Raw genomic sequence first — 24144 nt, 5'->3', positions numbered from 1 at the left:
GTCTGCCCGTCCGTTCCTGTCATCATGCGATTGCCATGCCTGCGCCGGCCTCCTCGCGAGCCGGCAAAAGCGTGCCGATCGCGTCCCGCCGGCCGATCGCCCACAACTGCAGCAACAACTCATCCAGTTCTGGTGGTGAGACCGCGCCCGAGAAGGCCGCCAGCCCGCGCACCTTCGTCTCGATCTCGTCCCGCGAGAGCGTGTTGCCCGGATCGCCCTTCGGTTCGTCGACCCGTGCCTCGAAGCGCTGGCCGTCGACCGTCTCGACCATCACCTTTCCGATCCAGCGTGCCGGATAGGCTTCGTCTATTTCGGCATCGAGTTCCATACGGACGCAGTCGCGGAAAGCCGCCACGTCCTGCCGGGCGTAAGCCTGGTCGAACTCGTTCATACCGGCGCGGCCGAAAGCTGCGATCAGGCCCAGCGTCGTGCCCATGGAGAACTTTGCCTGGTGGACGCTTGCAGGCGAGACCACCGGGCCGAGCACGTCGATCGCGCCCTGGTGAACGTGCGCGGTTACGCTGGTGATGTCGGCCATTGCAAGGCTATTTTCACGCATTGCCTTCAGCAGCGCGTCCGCCGCCGGATGGGTATGCCGGCACGAGGCGTGGAACTTGAAAGAGGTTTCCGCAAGCGCCCAGCGGGTGCCCAGCCGGTCGGTCAGCTTGGCAGGATCGGCATCGCTCGACATGCCGGCCGCGACACCCTGGCGTCCTTCGAGGATCTGCTTCGCGCCGGTAAACCCGTCCTTCGCAAGACAGGCTGCCATTAATCCGTTGGCGGCGGCCTTGCCGGTGTGCAGAGGCTTGGAGTCGGCGCCGTCGCGCAGGAATTCCCATAGCCCTGCCGCCTGAGTTCCGGCGGACCCGAAGGCGTGGAGCATTCCCTCGGGCGTCAGGTCCAGCAATCGCGCCGATGCCGCCGCAGCTGCGATCGTCCCGGCCGTACCGGTCGTATGGAAGATCTTGTAATGGGAGCGACCGAGAAACTCCCCGACGCGGATACCCACTTCGTAGCCGGCCACGATAGCCGCGATGAACTCCCGTCCCGATGCTCGGTGCGCCTGCGCGAGCGCCAGCGCGGCCGGAAAGACCACGGCGGCGGGATGGAACACCGAGCCGTTGTGGACGTCGTCCTGCTCGGCCACGTGCGAGGAGGCCCCGTTCACCAGAGCGGCGAAGAGCGGCGACGACGAGGAACGGTCGATCAGGATCTCGCACGGTCCGTGCGCCGGTCCCATGGACGTCGCGAAACCGGACAGGATCTCGACCGGGCGCACGCCCTTGCCGGCAAGCGCGGAGCCCACCCAGTCGACGAAGAGATCGACTGCCCGGGCCACGACATCGGCCGGTATATCCTTATAGCGAATCCCGGCGGCGAAGGCCGCCAGTTCCGCGCCAGGAAGATCAGTCTTCTCGTCACGCATGATTTTACCTCCGCTAAGTGGTAGACGGCATTCGTTCACGCCGCGAGCCGTCCACGACGAATGGCTTCCACCATGCCGGACCGCGGCCGGCAATTCGTTATTCGGGAAAGAAGTTTTCAGTAGAAATGAACGGGGCGGTGATTCGAAGGGGCCCATGACCAGCATCCGCTACGATCTCGTCGACCTTCGCCTGTTCATCAGCATCGCTGAGGCCGGCAACCTGACGCGCGGGGCAGAAAGGGTACATCTGTCGGTCGGTGCGGCCTCGATGCGCATCAAGAACCTGGAAGAAGCTCTGGGCACGCCGCTGTTCATGCGGCGCAGCAAGGGCGTGACACTGACGCCGGCAGGCGATTCCCTGCTGACGCATGCCCGGCGGGTCTTCCGCGACCTGGAGCGGCTGCATGGCGACTTGCAGTCTTTTTCCCGCGGTCTCAGGGGCCGCATTCGCGTCTTGGCCAACACCACTGCTATCACCGAAATCTTGCCCCGCGCACTTGGTTCCTATCTGACTTCCCATCCTCATGTGGACGTGGAACTGGAAGAGCGGCTGAGCCCCGAGATCGCGCGCTCCGTCGCCGATGGGTCTGCCGACATCGGCATCCTTGCCGGCAACATCCGCACCGACGAACTCCAGGTGCTGCCCTATCAAGAGGACAGTCTGGTCCTGGCTGTCCCGAGCCGTCATCCACTCGCTACGCGGACTGAGATCGACTTCGCCGAGGTGTCCGCGCTGAGCTTCGTCTCTCTGCAACAGGGAAGCGCCATTCACGGCTTCATGGAAAACATTGTCGCGGACATGGGCGTAGAACTGGACATCCGCATCAAGGTCGCAGGCTTTGGATCGCTGTGCCGGATGGTTGAGGCCGGCGTTGGCGTCGGCATTCTTCCTGGCTCCGTCGCGCACCGGCTTAAGCAAAGCCATGACATCGTCGTCGTGCGGCTCTTAAATCCCTGGGCAGTGCGCGAACTGAAAATCTGTGTTCAGTCGCTCGAGGACCTGCCGTCCTTCGGCCGCGAACTCGTCGAGCATCTGATCGCGCAGAGTTCGCAGGCTCGACCCTGAACCCTGTCCGTTTAGACTGGACGCATTCAGACTTCCGCGAAAGCGAACGTCGCCGACCGCACGATTGGCTGTCGGAACCAGTAACCCGACGCGGAGGACGACATGAATCGCAGGCAAGATGGAACGGCGGTTATCAGGCAGATGATGGGTGCGGAGATGGCCGAACGGCTCATCACCTCGGCAGAGTCGAAGACCTTCGGGGCGGATGTCGCAGGTTACGCGATCGACCAAGCCTTCGGCGAGATCTGGATGCGCGAGGCGCTCGACCGCAAACAGCGCAGCCTCGTATCGATGGCAGTGATGATCGCCCTGAGGCAGCCGAACGAGTTCGGGATCCACATGAACATAGCGCTGAACAACGGTCTCACCCTCACGGAGATCGAGGAGGTCATCGTCCAAACGTTGCCCTATGTCGGGTTCCCGGCGGTGGCGACGGCATTGACCTCCGCCAACGCAGTGATCAAAGCGCGCGGCTTGGATGAGAGCCCCGACTACGAAGGGCATCGTGGCCTTCTCTAACTGCCCGTTCGTGCGAGCTGCACCGTCCATTCAGCAACAACGAACGCAAGAAAAGCTTCATCGCTTTGACTCTGATCGGGCGATCAGGTAGCAAGTCCTGATCAGCTGATCAGGATTACCTGGTCCGTGAATCACGGATGGAGAACCCTACGTGCAGCGGGCGATCAACGCGCAGGTTCAGGACACGACGCGAGTCATCGAGACACGCGAACGCATTGTCCGCGCCGCGATCGCGGTATTCCGTCGCAAAGGATTCCACGGCGCGACTACGCGCTGCATTGCCGAGGAAGCGGGGGTCACTCAGAGCAACATCTACAACTACGTTCGCTCCAAGGACGACATCCTCTATCTGGTCTGCGAGCACCTTGTGGGGCTCTATTCAGCGAGCGTCGACGGCGTGATGCGCGAATACGTGGACCCCTACGCGCGCCTGATCAATGCGCTGAGAGGCATCATGGCGGTGATGTTCGATCACCGTGACGAACTGGTTCTCCTCTACAACGAGGTCCATGCGCTTCAGAAACCTGACCGCAAGCTCGTCCTGAAGGCGGTGGCGCGCTTCATCCGACAGTTCCAGCAACTGCTCGACGGCTACGTCGCCGATGGCGGGCGGCTGCGTTTTTCCAACACGCGGATTTCGGCGAACCTTTTATCTTTCGTTCCCGCCATCGTCGCCCTGCGCTGGTGGGACCTTTCGCTTTACAGCGACCGCGAAGAAGCGGAGCAGGCGATTTTTGAATTTATCCTGGCTGGACTGGGAATTCCCGGTCCTGGCGCCGGGACGTAAGCGGCGCCGGCCCTATGGAGCTCGGGCCGGCGTTCGCCTTCTGCAAGAAAAGAAGCTACACAGCGGAGGAAGCAGAGATGAAACAAAGAATGTGCGCGGCGGCAGCCGCCCTCAAAGCGCTTGCGGCAGCCGGCGTCTTTGCATTTGGAATGGGTTCGGCGCTCGCACAGGATGACATACAAGAGCGCAGCCTGCGCTTCGCGATGTCCGTCGGGGCCAATTCCCCGTGGACGCAGGCGGCGCAGCGCTTCGCCGACAACGTCGAGGAGGCGAGCGGAGGTAAGATCGAGATCACCGTCTATCCCGACGGCCAGCTCTCGAACGGCAACCAGGTCGCCGAATTCGAACTGCTGCAGAACGGCACGGTCGACTTCACCTTCCATTCCAGCATCATTCTGAGCATCGTCGATCCGCGCTTCAGCCTCTTTTCCATGCCGTGGATCGCTCCGTCAGAGGAGGAGCTCTTCGCACTGATCGACGGCCCGGGGCAGAGAGTGTGGGACGGATTGTCGGAAAAGGGAGTGAAGCCGCTCGGGGGGTTCTCGACCAGCGGATTCCGTCAGCTCACCAACAACGAGCGTCCGGTCACCAGGCCGGAGGACCTCGACGGCCTGACCCTGCGCGTGCCGGGCCTAAAGCTCTATCAGGATGTATTTAAGGCCATGGGCGTCAATCCCGTGCCGACGAGCTTCGGCGAGCTCTACGGCGCCCTTCAGCAGGGTGTTGTCGATGGCCAGGAGAACCCGATCAGCCTGATCTATGTGTCCAACTTCCACGAAGTCCAAGACTACATGACGATCTGGAACTATTCGGCGGACGCGATCGGCATCCTGACAAACCAGGCGCTATGGGACGCCCTGAGTTCCACGGAGCAGGAGATATTCACGACCGCGGCGAAGGAGGCCGCGTCCTGGCATCGCGCGGAGCAGTCGGCGGCCGACACCAAGCTGCTCGAGGAAATCGAGAAGTCGCTCGAAGTCACGACGCTGACCCCTGAACAGATCGCGGCTTTCCGCGAGAAGATGGCACCCATCTACGCGGAGTGGGAGCCGACTATAGGCGCGGATCTCATGAAGTCGGCGATGGGTAACTAGCACGGAACCGGCGCGGCCCCGGCCGCGCCGTACCTTCCGCGAGATCCTCATGGCCGAACAGCGACAGCCGCGCATCCCGACCGCAGTGGTCATCGAGCACAGGGTGCTCGAAGCCGCGCTGCTGGTCCTGCTCGCCCTCAACACGGTCAGCATCGCTGCTCGCTATGTCTTCAATCATGCGATCGGCGAACTCTTCGAACTCATGATCCTGGGAAGCGTGGCCTTCTACTGGCTCGGCATCGCGACCGCCGAACGTGCGATGGCGCACCTCGGCGTCTCCGTCTTCATTCCGCTGTTGCCGGCTGCCCCGCGCAAGGTCTCGGAACTCGTGAGATTGCTCGTCATAGCCGGCTTCCTTCTCGGGGTCGTCTACAGCGGCGTCCATCTCGTCGCCGGACAGGCAGGGCTGGGATTGACCTCGGGGCTGCTCAACATGCCTCTCTGGCTGTTCTCGGTCTTCATGCCGTTGGGCGCTGCGCTCATGCTCGTCCGGGTACTGCGCGGATATTTCAACGGCGGACGGCAATGAACGACACCGTCCTGCTCATCCTTTTGCTGGCGGTCTTCATCGCCATCAACGTTCCCGTCGCCATCGCGCTCGGCGCCTCCGCAATGGTCGTGGGCTACATGATGCAGGGCAACCTGAGTTTCGTCGCTTCCATCCTGTTCTCCTCCCTGCAGAAGATCGAGCTTCTCGCCATTCCCTTCTTCATCCTGGCCGGCAACGTGTTCGATCGCTCCGGCATCATGCGGCGTCTCTTCGGGCTTGTCGATTCGCTGGTCGGCCGCGTGCGCGGCAAGACCGCGATCGTGACCAGCGGCGTCTCGGTGCTGCTCGGCGGACTGTCGGGCAGCGGACCGGCCGACACCGCCGCGCTCGGCGCAACGCTCGGCCCCATCATGCGCGAGCGCGGCTATTCGAAGGGCTTCGCCGCATCGGTCATTTCCGCCGGCGGAGCGCTGGGGCTCGTCGTTCCACCGAGCATCGCCTTCATTCTCTATGGCGTGGCCGTACCCGGCGTCTCGATCGGTCGCATGTTCGTTGCCGGCATCCTGCCGGGCATCCTGCTCGGCGTGCTGATCGCCATCTGTGCCTGGATCATCTGTGTGCGCCGGTCCTACGATCCGCCACGCGACCGGTTCTCGCTCCCAGCCGTTATCGGCGCCTTCGCGCAAAGCGTTTTCGGCCTGATGGCGCCGCTGTTCATCATCGGCGGGATCTACCTCGGCATCTTCACGCCGACTGAGGCGGCCGGGGTCGCCGTCGTCTACGGTCTGCTGGTGGGCATCTTCATTTATCGCGAGATTGGTTTCCGGCATCTGCGGGAGATCGCACGCGTGACGATGATCGACACCGCCGTTGTGCTCTTCATCGTCGCCTGCGCCTCGCTTTTCTCCTGGGTCATCACGATCGACGGGACTGTCGTGCGTTGGGTGGCGGATTTCTCGTCGTCGGTCAGCGCCGAATGGCAGGTCTTCCTGCTCGCCGCGATCGTGCTCCTCATCGCCGGGCTCTTCATCGACGGCGCCTCGATCTACCTTATCCTGGTGCCGCTCCTGATACCGGCGGTGCGCGCACAGGGTATTGACCTGACCTGGTTTGGCGTCTTCGTCGCGGTTGCAGTGGCAATCGGCCAGTTCACGCCGCCGGTCGGGGTGAACCTCTTCGTCGCCGCGCGCGTGCTGGACGTCCGAGTCGAGGAGATTCTCCGCGAGATCCTGCCGTTCGTGGCTGTGTCGATGTTTGCGCTCGTCCTCCTCTACCTCTTTCCGGCGATCACGCTGTGGTTGCCGTCCACGATGCCCAAATGACAGACGGGGAGAGCGACCGATGAGAGATCAATGGTACGTCGATGCCCTCACGACCTGGGCCGATGTGCTCGATCGCCAAGTCGAGCGCCACGGCGAGAAGACGCTGTTTGTCTTCGAAGATCAAACGATGACCTATGCCGAGTTCGGTGCCGCGGTGGACCGCTTCGCCAAAGGGCTGATCGCGCTCGGCGTGCGCAAGGACGACGTGGCCGCGATCTGGATGACCAACAGCATCGACTGGGTGGTCTGTCAGTTCGCCATCTACAAGGTCGGCGCGACGCTTCTGCCGCTCTACAGCTACTATCGCAGGCCGGAACTGGAATACGCGCTCGACCAGGCGCAGGTCTCCACGCTGATCATGGCCGACAGTTTCCTCGGCAAGATCGACGCGCTGGCGATCTTGGAAGAGACCATCCCCGAACTGCGGACCACTGACCGGAATGCCTTTGCGAGCGCCAAGTTCCCCGCATTGAAGCGCGTGATCCTGGCCGGGGAGGGCGAGGATCTGCCGGGCCGCCACAGCTTCGACGATGTCTGCACCCGCGGCGACAACGAGGTCTCCGACTACGAGCTTCTCAAGCGCCAGACCTCCGTCTCGCCCTTCGACTTGATGAACATCATGTACACCTCGGGAACCACCGGCTTTCCCAAGGGCGGCATGTCGATGCACGTCACGAACCTGACCACCATCGGTCAGTGGTCGCAGATGGCCGAACTCGGCCCCGATGACGTCATCCTCTGCCACGTCCCCTTGTTCACCAATTTCGGCGGCCTCTATGGCGCAGCACTCGGCATCCGCAATGGCGCGAAGGTGGTGATCACCGAGCAGTTCGACGCGGCACAGTCGCTGCGGCTGATCGAGGCGGAAAAGGTCACCTACATTCCAGGCACGCCGAGCATGTTCCGCATGATGCTCGACCATCCGGACGTATCGCAGCGCGACCTCTCCTCGGTGCGTGGCGGCCACGTCGCCGGCGCGCCCCTGACTGACACCACCATGCGCGAGATCCTCGAGGTCCTCGGCGCCGAAAACATCATGCAGGCCTGGGGCCTCAGCGAATGCGGGGGGCTCTCCACAGTCTCCACCCGCCACCATCCGCGCGACAAACGGCTGAAATCGGTGGGCAAGCCGCTGAAGAGTGCCGTGGTGCGGGTGGTGAACTCCGACACGTTCGAGGACATGCCCGCCGGCGCGCAGGGCGAGATCATCCTGGGCGATCGCTACCCTGGCTCCTGCGTCGGACGCGGCTACTACGGGATGCCCGACAAGACGGCGGCGGCCATTACCGAGGACGGCTGGTTCCGCACCGGCGACGTCGGCTTTTTCGACGAGGAGGGGTTCCTTTACATCACCGGCCGGGTGGATGACATGTTCACCGTCGGCGGCTTCAACATCTATCCCGCCGAGATCGAGAACAAGCTCGAGCAGCTGCCGGGCGTGAAGGAGGCCTTCATCGTCCCAGTGGCCGACCGGCGCCTGGGCAACGTTCCGGCAGCCTGGATCGCACGCGCCGAAGGCACGACGATTGATCCGGTCGAGATCGTGGAGTTCTGCCGGCGGACCATGACCTCGCAGAAGGCGCCGCGCCGGGTGTTTTTCTACGAGTCCGGCGACCTGCCGATGACGCCGGCCGGAAAACTGAAGAAGAAGGACCTGACCGCGCGCACCGCCGCCCTCGTTGAGGCCGATGCCGGGGCGGGGCTCGTCCTGCAACCGGAGACGCAGCAATGACGGACTGGCCCCAGCACGTGATGGTCGATGGTCCGCGCGGCAGGATCGTCGCGATGGATTCCGTCGGCCACGTGGACGAGCGCAACGACGTCAGCGACGTCCTGATATGCGGCTCGCATGGCGCCCCGTGCGCCACCCAGCTGATGGTCTGGTGCCGACCGCGCGGCGTCTTCGTGCACGATGCCGGCGTCGGCCTCGGCGAAGGCGGCGTGAGTGGCCTCAAGCTTCTCGATGCCTACCTTATCCCCGGCGCAACGGTGGATGGAAACTCCGCCCGGATCTCCGACGGCCGAGACATGTACGAGAACGGCACGGTTTCGCGGGCCAACCAGGCCGCGAGGCTGATGGGCATTTCCGAAGGCATGGCGGTGCGTGAGGCCGCGCAGATGCTGCTCGACCGCAACCCGGCCTTCCGCGCGCCCGCGCGCCGGCAGATCAGGGTGCACGCGGACGAACTGGGCAGCGTCTACGCCCTCGACACCGTGAAGTATGCGGATTCCCGCATTGCGGGCGGGGTCCTGTGCATGGGCTCCCACGCCGCTCGGGCCATGGCCGACTACGTCGAGGACATGGACTACCGGCTGGCCGGAGTAATCACCAACGACGCGGGGCCGTCGAAGGACCAGTCCGGCATCGCCGGACTCGCGCAGCTCGACGGCATCGGCATGCCTGCAGCGGCGGTCAGCTGCGCCACGGCGCGCGTCGGCGATGCCCGCAGCACCTATTTCCAGGGCCGCATCTCGGCCCTCAACGAAACGGCGGCCTCGATCGGAATCGAAAAAGGCCAACCGGCCACGGAGGCCGCACGGCTGATGCTCCGGCGCGCATCCGGCACGAAATGATAGGGAGGTTTTCGAATGTACGAACGCAAGCACAACTGGCGCGATGTCATCAAGACGATCGATCCCGAACTCGAAACGCGCATCAGTGGCTATACCGGCTATGCGCTGGGGCAGGAATCGGAAATCCCACGCAAATACAAGGAGCTGATCCTGATGGCCTGCTCCGCGGCCGTCCGCTACGGCTCCTCCATCCGCACACATGGCAGCGAGGCGATGTACCACGGCGCCACCGACAAGGAGGTCGTGGAGGCGCTTGCGCTCGCCTCGCTCACCGCGGGTTTCACCGCCTTCATCGACGGCATCGAAGCGCTCGGGGACCAGCTCACCGTGGACGAAAAGAAGTGACCGGCGTCGTGCCGAACCGAACGAAGACAGGACGCCGAGACCGCATCGCATGACCCAGCCAATGGCCATCGACTACTGGACCAACATCTTCACGCCCGACGGGCTGCGCAAGATGTACACGGAGAACGAGGAACTCGCCCCCGTCGTCAAGTGGTGGAGCATGGACGAACGCATCAAGGGCTACCAGCCCGACCAGTTCGTCCAATTGCTCGACGAGTGCCGCATCGAGAAGGTCTACGTTCCGAGCTTCAAGATGCAGAGCTACAAGCGTCGCGCGCCGATCCTGTCCGTCGAGGCGGACGACGTCCGAGAGTTGATGGCGGGCTGCCCCGGCCGGGTCGGAGGTCTCTTCGGCATCGACATATCGCTCGGGATGGGAGCCGTGCGGCAGCTCGAGATCGCCGTGCGCGAGTGGGGCTTCGAAGGCGCCCACATCCACTGCAACGGCTGGGGCATCCCGCTGAACCACCGCGAACTCTATCCGATTTACGCCAAGTGCGTGGAACTCGACATTCCAGTCATAGTGCAGAGCGGCCACTCGGCCGAGAAGATGCCCTCGGAGATGACCCGGCCGATCCACCTCGACGACGTGGCGCTCTACTTCGAGGACCTGCGGATCGTCGCCTCCCACACCGGGTGGCCGTGGGTGGAGGAACTGATCGCGATGGCCTGGAAGCACCCCAATCTCTACATCGGCTGCGGCGCACACGCGCCCAAATACTGGGATCAGAAGCTCGTCCGCTTTCTCGACAGCCGGGGCAAGGGAAAGGTGCTGTGGGGCACCGATTTCCCCGTCGTGCGCCACAAGGACAGCCTTGAGCAAGTAGCGGCGATCGACCTGAAGCCGGAGAGCCGCGCGCTGCTGATGCGCGGCGCCGCCGAGAAGGTCTTCAAGTCACTCAAGGCGGGCGGCTTGCAATGAACGCTCTGCCCACGGATCGCGAAGCGCTGAGGGCGATGTTTGCCGAACCGGCGGACGGCCGCTTCGGCCGCTCCAAGGTCATGCCGCTTGATGATGCCATCCGCGCCCATGTCGAGCCCGGCATGTTGCTGCACTTCGCCTATTCGGAAGGCCGTCCGATGGCGGCCAGCAACGCGCTGGTGCGCGTCTTCGCGGGGCGCGATCCGGGCTTCACGATCGTCAGCGCCGGCCTCGTCGCCAACCAGGCCTCGCTCGTCACCGAGCGGATTGCCAAGCGCCTGATCGTCTCCTTCGTTGGCGAGAACTATCCCACGCCAGGCCCGAATCGCCTGTTCCAGAAAGCCATCGACAGCGGCGACGTCGAGGTTGAGAACCACTCGCTGCTGGTCCTGTCGCAACGGCTGGCCGCCGGCGCCTACGGCTTTCCCTTCGCTCCCACACGGTCGTGGGGCGGAAGCTCGCTGGCCGACAACGAGTGCTATGCCGAGATCGACGATCCTTTCGGAACGGGCCAGAAGATCGGCGTCGTCAAGCCGCTCATCCCCGACGTGACCTTCGTCCACGGGCTGGCTGCCGATACCGAGGGCAACATCATACTGTCACCGCCCTTCGGCGAGGGCGACATTTCGGCCTTTGCGGCAAGCAAGGGCGTGGTGGCGACCGTAGAGCGCATCGTTTCGCCCGATGTCGTGCGGCGCCACGCGCATCTGGTGAAGATCCCCGCCTACCGCGTGCTCAGCGTCTCCGAGGCTCCGTTCGGCTGCCATCCTTATGCGATCTATGCGCCCGAGGGGCTGGGCGTGCCGGCATATGTCGAGGATTTCCATGCGTTCGCTCAAATCCGTGCGGCTTCCAAGACGCCCGAGCTCTTCGACGAATGGGTGAGGGATTGGATTCTCGGCGTCGACAGTCACGAGGACTACGTCGCCAAGCTCGGAGTCGATCGGCTCGACGCCCTGCGAGGCAGGGCGCCCTCCGACGCCTGGATGGACGACGTCGCACCCGCCACCCTGAAACGACTGAGCGGGATCGAGGGCTACGACAGCCGGGAGCTGATGGTGGTGGAGGCGGCGCGAGCCGTTGAGGCGAAGGTGCGCGACGAGGGGCGTACGATTGTGGAGGCGGGCGTCGGCCTTGCCAATCTTGCCGCTTGGCTGGCTGTCGCTAAGCTCCAGCACGAGGAGGGCATTCCGGCCGAACTCGTGGCCGAGATCGGGCTGTATGGATACCTGCCCAAGGCCGGCGAGCCCTTCATCTTCTCGAACCGCAACCTTCCCACCTGTAAGAGCATGACCGGCGTGGAAGCGGTGCTGGGTCTCTATGTCTCCGGCCGCCACAACAACTGCATCGCCATCATCGGTGCCGGTCAGATCGACAGCGCCGGTAACATCAATTCGACCCAGACGGGCGACGGCCGCTTCCTCCTCGGCTCGGGCGGTGCGAACGACATCACCTCCGGTGCAGCCGACACGATAGCGGTCACACAGCAGTCCCGCCACCGGCTGGTCGACACGCTCCCCTATGTCACCAGCCCCGGAAAGAACGTCTCCACGCTCGTCACAGACCTCGGCGTCTACGAGAAGGAGGCGGGTCGCTTCGCACTGACCCGCTACTTCCCGCTCCCCGACCAGTCGAGGGACGAGACGGTCGCCCATATCCGTTCGCAATGTGGGTGGGACCTCGTGGTCAGTGAACGGCTCAGGGCGGCCGAGCCGCCGCGGCGCGAGGATCTCCTGAAACTGCGTCTCTACGACATCCGCAACGATTTTCTCGATTACAGCGCCGAGCGCGAGCAAGGAGCCGCCCGATGAGCCCGAGGTCGCAGCCCCGCATCGAGACCAGTATGGGAACCCTGACGTCGGATACCATAACCGTCCGCGGACGGGACCTGGTCGACGACCTGATGGGCAAGGTCGACGCCGCGTCGCTGTTCTTCCTCGAAGTCACTGGCCGCCTTCCGGACGAGGTCGAGAACCGGCTCCTCAACGCCATGATTGTTTCCATCGCCGAGCACGGGATGATGCCCAGTGTCATCGCGGCTCGGCTGACGATCTTCGGCGCCCCGGAATCCTTCCAGGGAGCGGTCGCGAGCGGGCTTCTCGGCGCCGGTGACGTCTTCGTCGGCCCCACCAGCAACGTCGCACGCATTCTCCAGGTGGAGGCCGCGGGGTACGAAGGAAGTTCCGCCGAGAAGGCGAAAAAGATCGTTGACGCCTATGAGAAACAGGGCAGGCGGATACCGGGTCTCGGGCATCCGCACCATCCCGTCGACCCGCGCTCGGAAAAGCTCCTCGCCATGCAGCGCGAACTCGGCGCACCGCGCGCGCACACCGACCTGATGCTCGCCATCCACGAGGCGGCCTGCAAGCAGCGAGGCAAGCACCTGACCTTCAACGCGGTCGCGGCAGTGGGCGCCATCGCATCCGACATCGGAATCGACTGGCGTGCGGTACGCGGAATCGGGCTGGTTGCACGCACCATCGGCCTGATCGGCCATGTCTTCGAGGAGCTCAACCGCCCGTCCGCGCAGGCGATCTGGAACCTCGTCGAGGAGAATTCGGATTATTCCGATCCACAGGGCGCGTAGCTGTACGAACCGCGCCGTCAACGAAGAAAGGGAGGAAACGATGACCAGGATCAAAATGCTTATCGCCGGCCTGTTTGCGGGAACGGCGGCAACGATGACATTCGCCGCTCCGGCCTGGGCTGCGGAATACGATCTCCAGTTCGCGAGCTATATCGGCAAGGGTGCGGCGCAGAGCCGCGCGCAGGAATGGTGGGCGCAGGAGATCGAGAAGCGCACCGACGGCCGCGTCCAGGTCGAGTTCTTCTACCAAGGCTCCCTGCTGCCGGCCACGGATATTCTTCAGGGGGTCGCCGACGGCCGCGCCAGCCTCGGCTACGTCGCCAATGCCTATCACCCCGCCGAACTGCCGCTGTCGAGCATCGTCGGCTTGCCGTTCATGACGGCCAACGCTGAAGCGCAGATGCTCACCTTCACCGAACTCTACGAACGCAACGAGGCCTTCCGCAACGAATGGGAGAGCAAGGGCGTCCACGTGATGTTCTTCAATCCGCTGTCGGAAAACATCGTCGGCATGCGGGAGAACGTCACCACGCTGGAAGGCATGAAGGGCAAGTCGATCCGCGGCCTCGGCTACGTCAACCAGGTTCTCCAGGCGATCGGCGCCAATCCGGTGGCCATCGCCGCGCCTGAGATTTACGAGGCGCTGCTGCGCGGCACCCTGGATGGCTACTCCGGCTTCGCCTTCGAGGTCGTCCCGGCCCTGAAGCTGCACGAGGTCGCGCCCTACACCTTCGCCACCGGCACCGGCAACTACGTCTTCGCCGCCACGCCGATCACCAAGTCGCTGTGGGACGGCATGCCCGACGACCTGAAATCGATCATCAACGAGGTGAACGCGGAATACACCTCCAAGGTGATCGAGATCCTTACGCAGACCGAGGACGAGGTCTGCCGGACGATCAAGGAGTCGGGTGGTACCGTCTCCGTGCTTTCGGAAGAGGAAACCGAGACCATCCGGGAGGCGGTCGGCGACAGCATCGAAAAGAAGTGGATCGAGGAAGCGTCCGCCCGCGGGGCGCCCGCGGCCGAATTCCTCGAGGACTACAAGGCCACGCTGGCGAAGCACGAAGCCGAGGCGACCTATGTCTCGGGCGTGAAACGCTGCGCCGACGCGAACTAGACTACAGCGAAAGAGGAACGGGAGGCGAGGCCGTCGCGGCCCCGCCTCTCACTGGATGCCGATGAGGAAACCGATCGAAATGATCTCCGCCGCGTTCGCCATCCTGGCGTCGGCCTGCGTCATGTCCATGATGGTGCTGACGTGCCTGGATTCGGCAATGCGCTGGTTCACCGGCCGCTCGGTCGCGGGTGTGCAGGAGATCGTCGAGCAATTGATGGTGGCGATCGTGTTCCTGGGGATGGCCTATGCGCTTCGGCGGGGCGAGCATGTCTCGGTGAAGGTCTTCACCTCGGTCCTCCCCTTCCGCGTGGCGGCGGTCCTGCGCCTGGTCGGCATCGTCATCATGATCGGCATCGTAGCCTGGATGACCTGGCGCACCGGCCAGACCGCGTGGCGATCCTTCCTCACCGGCGAGGTCCGGTTCGGGCTGCTGCAGGTTCCGGTCTGGCCCGCGCGACTCGCGATCCCGCTCGGTCTGGCGGCGCTGATCCTGCAGGCTCTGCCGAGCGCCGCCGATCAGTTCCGGCAGGTGCGAACTGGCGAGGGCGCTCCCGCCTTGCCGGCTGGAAACCAGGCTTTCTAGCGGGCGGGCTATGGACGTATCACTCATAGTCCTGCTGGTCTTCGTCGCGCTGATCGTGCTCCTCCTCATCGAGGTGCCGGTGGCGTTCTCGCTTGCGGCCAGTGGTGCGTTCGGGCTCATCCTGCTGCGCGGCACCTCCGTGGCGGGCGCGACGCTCGGAAGCGTCCCCTTCCAGTCGTCCTCCTCCTTCACGCTGATCGTTGTGCCGATGTTCATCCTCATGGGCATCTTCGCCATGCATGGAAACATCGCCGACGACCTCTTCCGCCTCACCAACCGACTGATGCGCGGCGTCCGCGGCGGCGTGGCGGTGGCCACGGTCGTGACCTGCGCCGGATTTGCCGCCGTCTGCGGATCGAGCGTCGCGACAGCGGCGACCGTAGGCCGCCTGACGATCGGGGAGATGATCCGCTACGGATTCAACCCTGCATTCGCAGCCGCCATCGTCGCCTCGGCCGGTACGCTGGGCGTGCTGATCCCGCCCAGCATCGCGCTCGTGCTCTTCGGCGTGATCACCAACGAATCCATCGGCCGCCTGCTAATCGCCGGCATCGTGCCGGGCATCCTCTCAGCCGTGGTCATGGGAGTCGGGATACTTGTCTGCGCGCGCCTCGGGATCGGCTTCGACCGCAAGGCGTCCGTCCCTGCCGAGGAGGCCGGAACCGGGCATGGCGGGCGGCACGGCGGCGTGTTCAAGCTCCTGCTGCTCTTCGTGATCATCGTGGGAGGGATTTATTCGGGCCTGATCACGGCCACGGAAGCCGCGGCGATTGGCGCCTTCGCTGCGTTCCTCATCATGCTCGTCTCGGCCATTTGGAACGGAACCGGCGTTGTGTCGCGATTGTTCGCTTCGCTGCGGGACAGTGCCTCGATCACGAGCATGGTCTTCGCGATCATCGTCGGCGCCAGCATCTTCTCCTACTTCATCGTCTCGGCCGGTGTGCCCAATGCCTTCGCCGGGTGGATCCTCGGCATCGACCTGCCGCCCCGGCTTCTCGTGCTGCTTTTGCTCCTGTCGCTGATCCCCCTTGGGATGTTTCTGGATGGAGTGTCCATCCTGCTCATCACGGTGCCGCTCTACTATCCAGTGGTCGTGACGGGCCTCGGCTATGACGGGCTGTGGTACGCAGTGCTGACGGTCAAGATGATTGAGCTCGGATTGATCACGCCGCCGGTGGGGGTGAACGTCTTCATCGTCGCGAACATGGCGAAAGGTGCGGAACTGGAGAAGGTCTTTCGCAGCATCACCACCTTCATCGTGCTCGACCTGGTCATATTCGCAATCTTGTTCGCCTTTCCCGTGCTGGTCACCTGGCTTCCGGCCAGCGTGCGCTGACAACTTCAAGGACCCCACCATGACAGAAGTACCCGAAGTCCCGACAACACAGGAAATCGTGGAGCAGACTCTCGACGGGCGCATCATCGTCATGGATTCGATCACCTTCGCGGATGCGCGCAACAATTCGGGCGACGTCCTCATCGGCGCTTCGTTTTGCGGCATGCTCTCGATCCGATGGCCTCTGCGGGTGAACCCGAAAGGCGTCATCTGCCACGCGGCGGGACCCGGCAAGGACGCGGCCGGCGTGAATGGGCTTTTTGCGCTGGAAGCACGGGAGATCCCCGGCGCGGCGGCCGCCACGATGTCCTGCCGCATCGCGGACGGGCGGGACATGTACGACAATGGCGTCGTCGGCTATCTGAACGACAGCGCGGCAAAGCTCGGGATTGAGGAAGGCATGCCTATCCGCGACGCCGCGCGCCGCATGCTGGAGCGCAGGCGTGATATCGGCGACGTCCACCGTCCCGTCGAGATAGCCTGGCAGGGCGACGTCGGACGCGTCATCGCCATGGGATCGGTGACTTTCATCACCACCGCCAACGCGGGCGACGTCGTGTGCGCCGGTTCGCATTTCGGCCGGACCTCCGCGGCCTACTCGTCCCGCTTCGACCTCGCTGGGGTGATGTGCAGCGACGCCGGTGGCTGCAAGGACGGCTCCGGAATTTCCGGCCTCGCGGTCCTCGATGCAAAGGACGTACCCGGAGCGGCAGTCTCGACCGACAGCGCCAGGATCGGTGACGGGATGAGCACCTACCGGGACGGCATCCTTTCCGCCGTCAATGCGAAGGCGAGCTCAATTGGCATCGAAGCCGGGATGATGGCAAAGGATGCGGCACTCATGATGCTTAAATATCGCGCTCACAGATGAAATATTATGGGGTGTTTGTTGATCTGACACTAGGATGGGTTCACCATCGTTCGACAAAGTTTGGCGACAACGCTTGGCGTTGCGGAGCAGTGATCTACTCCCCCGCCGACGTAAGTTCTACCTGAGCAGTTGCTCCTGCAATCGCCTGGCCCGCAGCTCTCTCAGTCAATCCGACCCGTGTCATGCTGAAACAAACGCTTCCCGTCGACGACGCGTGTGTGCCCACGGGAGGACATACCGCTCCCGTCGACCAACAATTGATTAGCACCTTGTGACAATCCTTTGCCGATAGTCGGCACTCGCTTCCCGTTTGCCGGCTGTAGTTTCCCACTCAATGCAGATCGTTTCCCACCTAGCGACAATCGCTTCCCAGCCAACGACAATGGGTTCCCGCTACATGGCAGCGGGAATCCCTGTTCTTCGGCTTCGATCGCCTGTTATTGGCCGGGCATTCGCTGTTCTTCGGAATTGGTTGCCCCGTTATGAGAAGCGGGGAAAATGGTCGTAGGTCTCGGAAGAAGCGGGGCTATTCGCTGCAGCCGCGGCGAGCATTTCGGCGAAAACGAGGGGAGTCCCCTGTTATTTCCCTCTTAACAGGGAACTGCAGGAGAGACGAGTTAGCGGCAGACTGCACTCGGCACCAGTCCGGTTCTCAGTCGTCATATGCTCTCCTTGCGACCTGTTCGAGAAGGACCGCGAGGAGCATCCGGCGCTCCCCGCGATCGCGTGACCGGCTATTTGGGACGCACGGCGTCAGCCGTGCCCTGGATAAAGGCGACGATCTTCTTCACCTCGTCCTCGGTCAGCTTGCCCTCGAAGGTCGGCATGCCACCCTCGACGAACGCACCGGTCAGCAGCAGCTCCGCCGCATTGTTCAGCGTGTCCGCACTCGAGAAGCCGAGATTGGGGATGTTGCCGCCATTGTTGACGCCCGGCACACCGTGGCAGAACAGGCAACTCGATACGTAGAGCGCGGCACCCGGCCCGATATCTTCGGGATTGTAAGGCACGCCTGCGACAAGCGTCGCGGGCTCGCGCTCGACCATCTCGGGCATCTCGCCCTTGCCGTCGAGCATGAAGGTGTAGACCCTGCCCGGCCCGGTCTTCTCGGTCGCCCGCTGCATCTGGCCATAGACGCCACCCCAGCCGACGGCGACGGTCACATACTGGACGCCGTCCTTCTCCCAGGTGCTCGGCGCGGCAACCACGCCGGAGCCGACGGGTGTCTGCCAGAGCATCTCGCCCGACTTGGCATCATAGGCGACGAAGCGGCCGTCAGCCGTACCCTGGAAGACGAGGCCGCCGGCGGTCGTCAGTGTGCCGCCGTTCCACGGAGAAACGTAGTTGGCGCGCCAGACTTCCTTCTGGTTGACCGGATCCCACGCCAGCAGGTGGCCGAACGGCGTCGCCGTCGGCGCCACGGTGTTGAACAGGTAGCCGAGGTTCCAGCCCAGATTTGACATGGCCGCCCCAGGCACATGGGTGTTGAGCTGCCAGTCCGGATTGTGCTGCTGGACGAGCGGCACGCCCTGCGCCGGAATGTAGACCAGTCCGGTCTGCGGGTTGAATGACATCGGGTGCCAGTTATGGGCACCATACGCACTCGGGATCGTCTCCCACGGCTCGGTTCGCGAGCGCGCACCATCGACCTCGATTGGACGACCCTCCTCGTCGTAGCCGGTCGCCCAGTTCACCTCGACGAATTTTTCGGCGGAGATGAAATCGCAATTGGTGCGGTCGACGACATAGAAGAAGCCGTTCTTCGGGGCGTGTAACCAGACCTTTCGCGCCTCGCCCTCGATTTCGAGGTCGGCAAGGATGATGTGCTGGGTCGAGGTGTAGTCCCAGTTGTCGCCCGGCGTCTCCTGATGGTGGCAGACATATTCGCCGGTATCGGGGTTCAGCGCGACCACCGAGGCGAGGTAGAGATTGTCGCCGCCGGCCGGGCTCCTCAGGTTGCGGTTCCAGGGACTGCCATTGCCGGTGCCGACATACATCAGGTCGAGCTCGGGATCGAAGGCCATAGAATCCCACATGGTGCCGCCGCCACCGGCCTCCCACCACTTGCCGGCGGGATCCCACGTCTCGGCGGCCGCCTTCATGCTGTCGTCCTCGAACGGCTTCGAAGGATCGCCCGGCACCGAATACCAGCGCCATTGCTGCTCGCCGCTCGTCGCGTCGTAGGCGGTAATGTAGCCGCGCACGCCGTATTCGGCGCCGGCATTGCCGATCATCACCTTGCCCTTGTAGACCCGCGGGGCGCCGGTGATGGTGTAGGACATCTCGCGGTTTTCGATCGTGTCGATCTTCCACGCTTGCGCGCCAGTTGCGGCGTCGATCGCGTGCAGGAACCCGTCATAGGAGGCGACGAAAACCTTGCCTTCGTAAACGGCGACGCCGCGATTGATGACGTCGCAGCAGCCCTTGTAGGCATAGTCCTTCGGGACTTCGGGATCGTATTCCCAGAGCTTTTCGCCCGTGACCGCGTTGAAGGCGTGAACGATGCTCCACGAGGCCGTCACATACATGACCCCGTCGACGACGATCGGCGTCGCCTCGACGCCGCGGCGCGAATCGAGGCCGGCCGACCATGCCAGCGCGAGCTTGGAGACGTTCTCCGTGTTGATGCCGTCGAGCTTCGAGTGACGCGTCTCCTCGTAGTCGAGGCCGTGCGTCGGCCAGTTCCTGGTCGCTTCCTTGTTGGCGATGATCGCCTCGGTATTCACGGCCGAGATCGCCTGTGTGATGGCATCGGCTGACAGTTCTTGCGCCGCGGCGGCAAACGAAAGGGCTGCGCCGGCGATGCCCGCCATAGCGGCGGGTATGGCAGTTCTCATTGTTCGTGGCATGGCTTCCTCCCGGGATCGAAGCATGTCGTCGCCATCCGCAGGCTCCTCCCGGCGGAATGCGACAAATGAAAGTCTAGCTCGACCAATGGCTGCCGGCTTGGATTCTCACGCCATAACGAGCGGAATTTTTGCGCCGGCCGGAAACCGTGTCTCCACACGACTGGTTCCACCCGCCGAAGGGGCGCCCAAGTGTTCGTCCTTGCCAAATCCGAAAGCCGCTTTACCATTTCCCGAAAAACCGCCGGTCGCGCTGAGGAGCCCGCCGGACAATAAGCGGAGGGAACCCAGGTGCATTTCGACGAATGGCATTCGCGCCTGCACCGCACGTGCGGCCACTATTACGGCGTACCAGGGCGTGGTCGGCATGACATCGACGGCCATTTCAAGGCCGTCCGTTTCCACGGCCTCGACATGGCCAACGTCGCCTGCGACCTCGATCTGATAGAGCGGTCGCCAGACGGCATCAGGCGGGATGAGAACGAGCACATCTTCCTGTTCGCTCAGCTTTCGGGGCGTTCGCTGGTCGAGCAGCAAGGGCAACAGGACATCGTGGAGGCAGGCGAGTTCTATCTGCTCGATTCGACGAAGGTGGCGCAGATTCGCTACCAGCGCAGGACCTCGCATTTTCTCTCGGTTCACCTGCCGCGCGGCACGTTCCTTCTGGAAGCGGACAACAAGCTCGCCATCGGGCGAACGCTGAGGTCGGGCCATCCCATGAACGCGGCCATGCGCGCGCTTTTCACGAAGGGCGAAGGGAAGTGGAGAAACGCCTGGCATCGCGAGCGCGACCCGAGCTACCTGTTCGACCTGGTGCGGATCGCGTTCACGCCCGAACAGGACGCCATGGACGCCGCGCGCATGAGTTCGCGCGAGAACCGCTTCGCGCTCGCCGTCAGCGTGATGGAGCGCAACCTCACCAACCCGCAGCTTTCGCTCAACTGGCTCGCGCGCAAGATCGGCATTTCGGAGCGCCAGTTGCAGCGCGACTTTCTCGACAACGGGACCAGCTTCATTCAGCTTCTGCGCAAGAAGCGCCTGGTCCTGGCGACCGAACTCCTGTCGCTCCATCGTCCTGCCGAGAGCACGGTCAACATTACCGACGTCGCCATGCGCTCGGGCTTCAACGACATCTCAAACTTCAACCGGTCCTTCAAGGGCCGCTATGGCTGTTCGCCCAGCCAGTATGCGCGTGAGCACGCCTGACGCGAACTCCCCGCAAGGCAAGCAGAAAGGGGCGCCGATGGCGCCCCCTCTGCTTCACCGCCCGCACATTCAGCTGCGGCTGAGATTGACGACCACGACGCCACCAAGCGCCATCAACCCGCCGATCATACCGAGCAGCGTCGGAACCTCGGCCAGCCAGAAATAGCCCATGACGGTGGCTACAGGCGGAACGGCGTAGAGGAAGTTCGAGGCGCGCGCGGCCGGCAGGCGCGACAGGGCGACCGCCCAGCTGGCATAGGCGATCAGGCTCGGCACCACGCCCAGATAGATCGCCGCGAAGAAGCCTTCCATATCGGCCGTCGCAGCCTGTCCGATCGCTTCCGGCAGGAAGGGCGACAGCACGACGGCGCCGATGACCATGTTCCATGCCGCCACGGTGAGCGGATGATGGGTCTTGAAGAGCGGCTTCTGAACGATCGTCGTGGTCGCCGCCGCCAGGGCTCCGCCGAGGATCAGCAGCGCTCCGAATTCAAGCTTGAGCCCCTCGCCCTCGCCGAGCGCGATCAGGCCGATACCGGCGAAGGACAGGATCGTCCCCGCCCAGGCGATGGCGGGGAAGCGTTCGCCGAGCACGAACACGGCGAAGGCGGCAGTGATGATGGGGCTGACATTGATGATGAAGCTCGCCGCGCCGGCCGAAACGGTCCGCTCGCCGAAATTCAGGAACAGCGTGTAGAGGCCGACGAACACCACGCCGCCATAGACGAAGCGCCAGGCCTCGCCGCGCGCCGGCCACGCCGGGCGCATGACGATCAGATAAAGCGCTGCCGGAAGGGCGGCGATGGCGAAGCGGATGGCGCCGAGCTCGGCGGGGCCGAAGCTGTGCAAGCCGGCGCGGATCGCCGGAAAGGCCGAGGCCCAGCCGATGATGGTGACGCCGACGGCGATCAGCGCGCCCATGTCCAGTCGAGTCTGATTTCCTGAGAATTCGATTGCGGTTGTCATGGCTTTGTCTCCGTCGCACCGAGGCGTTGGAGCCAATAAAGGATCGAACGAGCTCGTTGACAAACGAAAGGATCGAGGGTCAGCTGTGAGCATGGATCACAGCTCGCGAGACCTCCCACCGCTCGACACCCTGCGCGCCTTCGAGGCCGCGGCGCGCACCGGCAGCTTCTCGGGCGCGGCCGAAGCGCTCAACATCACCCATGGCGCGATCAGCCGCCAGATCGCCAAGCTCGAGGACTGGCTCGGCCTGAAGGTGTTCGAGCGCGGGGCGCGCGGCGTCGAACTGACGCTGGAGGGCCAGCGGCTGTTCCTGCGCACCTCTGAAGCCTTCGCACTGATTGCCGACAATACCGACCGCTGGACGGAACCGCGCGGCGCCATGGTGGTGCGGCTCGCCTCGATCCCGTCGCTTTCAAGCCTGTGGCTGATCCCGCGGCTGAAGGAACTGGAGGGCGGGCCACCACCGCTGCGCATCCTGCTCGAGGTCGACATCCGCCAGACGGATCTGGAGGATGAAGGCATCGACCTGTCGGTGCGCTGCGGGCGCGGTGGCATCCCGGGTCGGGTCTCGGTCAAGCTGTTCGAGGAGCATATTTTCCCGATCGCGCGGCCGGATATCGCGGCGGAACTCGGCTCGGGTGATCCGGAGCGGCTGTTGAAATACCCGCTGATCCACGATTCCGACGCCTCGGGCTGGCGTGCCTGGCTGGGCGCGCATGGCATCGACTATCGCCCGCGAGCGCAAGACCGGCGCTTCGAGGACTACAATCTGGTGCTCGACGCCGCCGCCTACGGGCTTGGCATCTCGCTGGCGCGACCGCCTCTGGCGGGGCCGGTGATCGCGAGCGGGCGCATCGCCCAGGTCGATCAGCGCACCGTGCTGAACCCGGTTTCCTACTGGATGGACCGCCCGGTTGGCGAGGCGCGCCCGGCGGGGGCCGAACTGGCGCGGCGGATCGCCGCCTGTGCCGAGCTCGACCCGGCCCGGGTCGAGCAGTTCCTGAAGGACGGTCGCTAGCAGCTTTTCCCGACCCTATTGTCCCGATCAGAGATCGACCGACACCAGCGGCCCGGCATCACGCGCGAGCTCGACGACCTTGGCCGCGCCGGCGAGGTCTTGCAGGGCCACGCCGGTTCCGTCGAACAAGGTGATCTCCTCCAGTGACCTGCGGCCGGCAGCGGCGCCCGTCACCACGGCGCCGATCTCGCCAATGTCTTCGGCGAGGACGAGCCCGGCGGCGACGGCGTGCTGGCATTCGCCGATCGAGATCGATTGCGCCACCTCGTCGGTGAAGACGCTCGCTGCGGCGACCAGTCCCGGATCAAGTTCCTGCTTGCCTCTGGTATCGGTGCCCATCGCGGCGATGTGGGTGCCCGGCTTCACATGTTCGGCGAGCAGGATCGGCGCGAAGCTGGAAGTGATGGTGATGATGACATCCGCCTCGGCGCCAAGGCGATCCAGTTCGACGGCCTCGAAGGCAACGCCTTCCGCCTGCGCGACGGCGGCGAGCCCGGGCAGCATTTCAGGATGCAGGTTCCAGCCCACCACCTTCTCGAAATGGCGTTGACGCAAGGCAGCGCGCATCTGGAACGCGGCCTGGTGCCCGGCCCCGACCATGCCAAGCACCCTGGCGTCCGGTCGAGCGAGATAACGAATGGAAACGGCACTTGCGGCGGCGGTTCGCATCGCCGTCAAATGATTGCCCGACACGATGGCCGAGGGACGGCCGGTGTCGGCATCGAACAAAAGCACCGCTGACTGATGGTTGGTCAGCCCCTTCTCCGCATTGCCCGGCCAGTAGCCACCTGCCTTGAGGCCGAGCGCGAGGCCGGCCCGGTCGAAGCCCGACTTGATGCCGTAAACGGCGTCGGCGTGGCCGATCATGTCGCGCACAACGGGAAAGTTTTCCGCCTCGCGCCGGCTCATCGCGGCAAAGACCGCTTCCACGGCCTCGAAGGCGGCCTCGGCCGTGAACAGCCTTTCGACCAGGTGCTCGGGTATCACGATCATGGGTGGCGCAGACTTTCCTGTAGGTGAAGGGCCCACCCGGCGCGGTTCCCCTTCGGCACGCCGGGTGGTGGCA

At 64.1% G+C, this 24144-nt stretch carries 22 protein-coding genes; 18 read left to right on the top strand and 4 right to left on the bottom strand.

All coding sequences use genetic code 11. The features are described from left to right. Positions 1-22: 22 nt before the first annotated feature. Positions 23-1591: an MmgE/PrpD family protein gene (locus tag FQ775_RS23630; protein WP_246730223.1), complete on the bottom strand. Its 1569-nt coding sequence runs from the start codon at positions 1589-1591 to the stop codon at positions 23-25. Here FQ775_RS23630 and FQ775_RS23625 point away from each other — a divergent pair. From FQ775_RS23625 to FQ775_RS23550, 16 genes are all read left to right on the top strand, one after another. After that, on the top strand, positions 1581-2492 hold the full coding sequence (locus tag FQ775_RS23625) for a LysR family transcriptional regulator (protein ID WP_146297495.1): 912 nt from the start codon (positions 1581-1583) through the stop codon (positions 2490-2492). The two genes, FQ775_RS23630 and FQ775_RS23625, sit on opposite strands and share 11 nt — an antisense overlap. 102 nt (positions 2493-2594) lie before the next feature. Next, a complete protein-coding gene (locus FQ775_RS23620; protein ID WP_146297497.1) occupies positions 2595-3011 on the top strand; it encodes a carboxymuconolactone decarboxylase family protein in 417 nt (138 codons plus the stop codon). Between the two features lie 151 nt (positions 3012-3162). Further along, positions 3163-3798: a TetR/AcrR family transcriptional regulator gene (locus FQ775_RS23615; protein ID WP_167813149.1), complete on the top strand. Its 636-nt coding sequence runs from the start codon at positions 3163-3165 to the stop codon at positions 3796-3798. A gap of 77 nt (positions 3799-3875) precedes the next feature. Beyond that, a complete protein-coding gene (locus FQ775_RS23610) occupies positions 3876-4892 on the top strand; it encodes a DctP family TRAP transporter solute-binding subunit (protein ID WP_206064807.1) in 1017 nt (338 codons plus the stop codon). Positions 4893-4941: 49 nt separating this feature from the next. Next, entirely contained in the window at positions 4942-5421 is a 480-nt protein-coding gene (locus FQ775_RS23605) for a TRAP transporter small permease (RefSeq protein ID WP_146297503.1), read from the top strand. Next, positions 5418-6704, top strand: a complete 1287-nt coding sequence (locus tag FQ775_RS23600; RefSeq protein ID WP_146297505.1) for a TRAP transporter large permease — start codon at positions 5418-5420, stop codon at positions 6702-6704. The genes FQ775_RS23605 and FQ775_RS23600 overlap by 4 nt, the downstream gene beginning before the upstream one ends. Before the next feature lie 19 nt (positions 6705-6723). Beyond that, a complete protein-coding gene (locus FQ775_RS23595; RefSeq protein ID WP_146297507.1) occupies positions 6724-8436 on the top strand; it encodes a class I adenylate-forming enzyme family protein in 1713 nt (570 codons plus the stop codon). Between the two features lie 53 nt (positions 8437-8489). Continuing rightward, positions 8490-9278 carry a hypothetical protein gene (locus FQ775_RS23590; RefSeq protein WP_146297509.1) on the top strand — a complete coding sequence of 263 codons (789 nt, stop codon included), beginning with the start codon at positions 8490-8492 and terminating at the stop codon, positions 9276-9278. A gap of 15 nt (positions 9279-9293) precedes the next feature. Next, entirely contained in the window at positions 9294-9623 is a 330-nt protein-coding gene (locus FQ775_RS23585) for a carboxymuconolactone decarboxylase family protein (protein WP_146297511.1), read from the top strand. 49 nt (positions 9624-9672) lie between these two features. Further along, positions 9673-10545: an amidohydrolase family protein gene (locus tag FQ775_RS23580; protein WP_167813148.1), complete on the top strand. Its 873-nt coding sequence runs from the start codon at positions 9673-9675 to the stop codon at positions 10543-10545. Beyond that, positions 10542-12356 carry a CoA-transferase gene (locus tag FQ775_RS23575; RefSeq protein ID WP_146297515.1) on the top strand — a complete coding sequence of 605 codons (1815 nt, stop codon included), beginning with the start codon at positions 10542-10544 and terminating at the stop codon, positions 12354-12356. Before FQ775_RS23580 ends, FQ775_RS23575 begins: the two co-directional genes overlap by 4 nt. Next, positions 12353-13132, top strand: a complete 780-nt coding sequence (locus FQ775_RS23570; protein WP_146297517.1) for a citryl-CoA lyase — start codon at positions 12353-12355, stop codon at positions 13130-13132. Before FQ775_RS23575 ends, FQ775_RS23570 begins: the two co-directional genes overlap by 4 nt. 40 nt (positions 13133-13172) lie before the next feature. Further along, entirely contained in the window at positions 13173-14252 is a 1080-nt protein-coding gene (locus FQ775_RS23565) for a C4-dicarboxylate TRAP transporter substrate-binding protein (protein ID WP_167813147.1), read from the top strand. A gap of 79 nt (positions 14253-14331) precedes the next feature. Next, a complete protein-coding gene (locus FQ775_RS23560) occupies positions 14332-14835 on the top strand; it encodes a TRAP transporter small permease subunit (RefSeq protein WP_167813146.1) in 504 nt (167 codons plus the stop codon). Positions 14836-14845: 10 nt separating this feature from the next. After that, positions 14846-16171: a TRAP transporter large permease gene (locus FQ775_RS23555; RefSeq protein ID WP_146297523.1), complete on the top strand. Its 1326-nt coding sequence runs from the start codon at positions 14846-14848 to the stop codon at positions 16169-16171. A 19-nt stretch (positions 16172-16190) separates the two neighbouring features. Next, positions 16191-17042, top strand: a complete 852-nt coding sequence (locus FQ775_RS23550; RefSeq protein WP_146297525.1) for a hypothetical protein — start codon at positions 16191-16193, stop codon at positions 17040-17042. Between the two features lie 734 nt (positions 17043-17776). Here FQ775_RS23550 and FQ775_RS23545 read toward each other — a convergent pair. Further along, entirely contained in the window at positions 17777-19891 is a 2115-nt protein-coding gene (locus FQ775_RS23545; RefSeq protein ID WP_246730222.1) for a PQQ-dependent dehydrogenase, methanol/ethanol family, read from the bottom strand. A gap of 288 nt (positions 19892-20179) precedes the next feature. Between FQ775_RS23545 and FQ775_RS23540 the strand changes: the two genes are divergently transcribed. Beyond that, positions 20180-21094 (top strand): helix-turn-helix domain-containing protein, encoded by a 915-nt coding sequence (locus tag FQ775_RS23540; protein WP_146297529.1) that lies wholly within the window; start codon positions 20180-20182, stop codon positions 21092-21094. Positions 21095-21163: 69 nt separating this feature from the next. On the opposite strand, the gene FQ775_RS23535 is transcribed toward FQ775_RS23540, so the two are convergent. Further along, positions 21164-22060, bottom strand: a complete 897-nt coding sequence (locus FQ775_RS23535; RefSeq protein ID WP_146297531.1) for a DMT family transporter — start codon at positions 22058-22060, stop codon at positions 21164-21166. A 91-nt stretch (positions 22061-22151) separates the two neighbouring features. Here FQ775_RS23535 and FQ775_RS23530 point away from each other — a divergent pair, with 91 nt between their 5' ends. After that, positions 22152-23078, top strand: a complete 927-nt coding sequence (locus FQ775_RS23530; RefSeq protein WP_146297533.1) for a LysR family transcriptional regulator — start codon at positions 22152-22154, stop codon at positions 23076-23078. A gap of 27 nt (positions 23079-23105) precedes the next feature. Here FQ775_RS23530 and bhcD read toward each other — a convergent pair whose 3' ends face one another. Further along, complete coding sequence (gene bhcD / locus FQ775_RS23525; RefSeq protein ID WP_146297535.1) at positions 23106-24071, bottom strand: iminosuccinate reductase BhcD; 966 nt, start codon at positions 24069-24071, stop codon at positions 23106-23108. Positions 24072-24144: the final 73 nt, after the last annotated feature.

Source organism: Nitratireductor mangrovi, from assembly GCF_007922615.2.
Taxonomy (GTDB): Bacteria; Pseudomonadota; Alphaproteobacteria; order Rhizobiales; family Rhizobiaceae; genus Mangrovimarina; species Mangrovimarina mangrovi.
This window is presented reverse-complemented; position numbering and strand designations above follow the sequence as displayed.

Bases quoted from the DNA above. Each gene is read 5' to 3' on its own strand.
- FQ775_RS23625 (WP_146297495.1), top strand. From the start codon at position 1,581: ATGACCAGCATCCGCTACGATCTCGTCGACCTTCGCCTGTTCATCAGC.
- FQ775_RS23630 (WP_246730223.1), bottom strand. From the start codon at position 1,591: ATGCTGGTCATGGGCCCCTTCGAATCACCGCCCCGTTCATTTCTACTG.
- FQ775_RS23620 (WP_146297497.1), top strand. From the start codon at position 2,595: ATGAATCGCAGGCAAGATGGAACGGCGGTTATCAGGCAGATGATGGGT.
- FQ775_RS23610 (WP_206064807.1), top strand. From the start codon at position 3,876: ATGAAACAAAGAATGTGCGCGGCGGCAGCCGCCCTCAAAGCGCTTGCG.
- FQ775_RS23605 (WP_146297503.1), top strand. From the start codon at position 4,942: ATGGCCGAACAGCGACAGCCGCGCATCCCGACCGCAGTGGTCATCGAG.
- FQ775_RS23600 (WP_146297505.1), top strand. From the start codon at position 5,418: ATGAACGACACCGTCCTGCTCATCCTTTTGCTGGCGGTCTTCATCGCC.
- FQ775_RS23595 (WP_146297507.1), top strand. From the start codon at position 6,724: ATGAGAGATCAATGGTACGTCGATGCCCTCACGACCTGGGCCGATGTG.
- FQ775_RS23590 (WP_146297509.1), top strand. From the start codon at position 8,490: ATGGATTCCGTCGGCCACGTGGACGAGCGCAACGACGTCAGCGACGTC.
- FQ775_RS23585 (WP_146297511.1), top strand. From the start codon at position 9,294: ATGTACGAACGCAAGCACAACTGGCGCGATGTCATCAAGACGATCGAT.
- FQ775_RS23580 (WP_167813148.1), top strand. From the start codon at position 9,673: ATGACCCAGCCAATGGCCATCGACTACTGGACCAACATCTTCACGCCC.
- FQ775_RS23575 (WP_146297515.1), top strand. From the start codon at position 10,542: ATGAACGCTCTGCCCACGGATCGCGAAGCGCTGAGGGCGATGTTTGCC.
- FQ775_RS23570 (WP_146297517.1), top strand. From the start codon at position 12,353: ATGAGCCCGAGGTCGCAGCCCCGCATCGAGACCAGTATGGGAACCCTG.
- FQ775_RS23565 (WP_167813147.1), top strand. From the start codon at position 13,173: ATGACCAGGATCAAAATGCTTATCGCCGGCCTGTTTGCGGGAACGGCG.
- FQ775_RS23560 (WP_167813146.1), top strand. From the start codon at position 14,332: ATGATCTCCGCCGCGTTCGCCATCCTGGCGTCGGCCTGCGTCATGTCC.
- FQ775_RS23555 (WP_146297523.1), top strand. From the start codon at position 14,846: ATGGACGTATCACTCATAGTCCTGCTGGTCTTCGTCGCGCTGATCGTG.
- FQ775_RS23550 (WP_146297525.1), top strand. From the start codon at position 16,191: ATGACAGAAGTACCCGAAGTCCCGACAACACAGGAAATCGTGGAGCAG.
- FQ775_RS23545 (WP_246730222.1), bottom strand. From the start codon at position 19,891: ATGCCACGAACAATGAGAACTGCCATACCCGCCGCTATGGCGGGCATC.
- FQ775_RS23535 (WP_146297531.1), bottom strand. From the start codon at position 22,060: ATGACAACCGCAATCGAATTCTCAGGAAATCAGACTCGACTGGACATG.
- FQ775_RS23530 (WP_146297533.1), top strand. From the start codon at position 22,152: ATGGATCACAGCTCGCGAGACCTCCCACCGCTCGACACCCTGCGCGCC.
- bhcD (WP_146297535.1), bottom strand. From the start codon at position 24,071: ATGATCGTGATACCCGAGCACCTGGTCGAAAGGCTGTTCACGGCCGAG.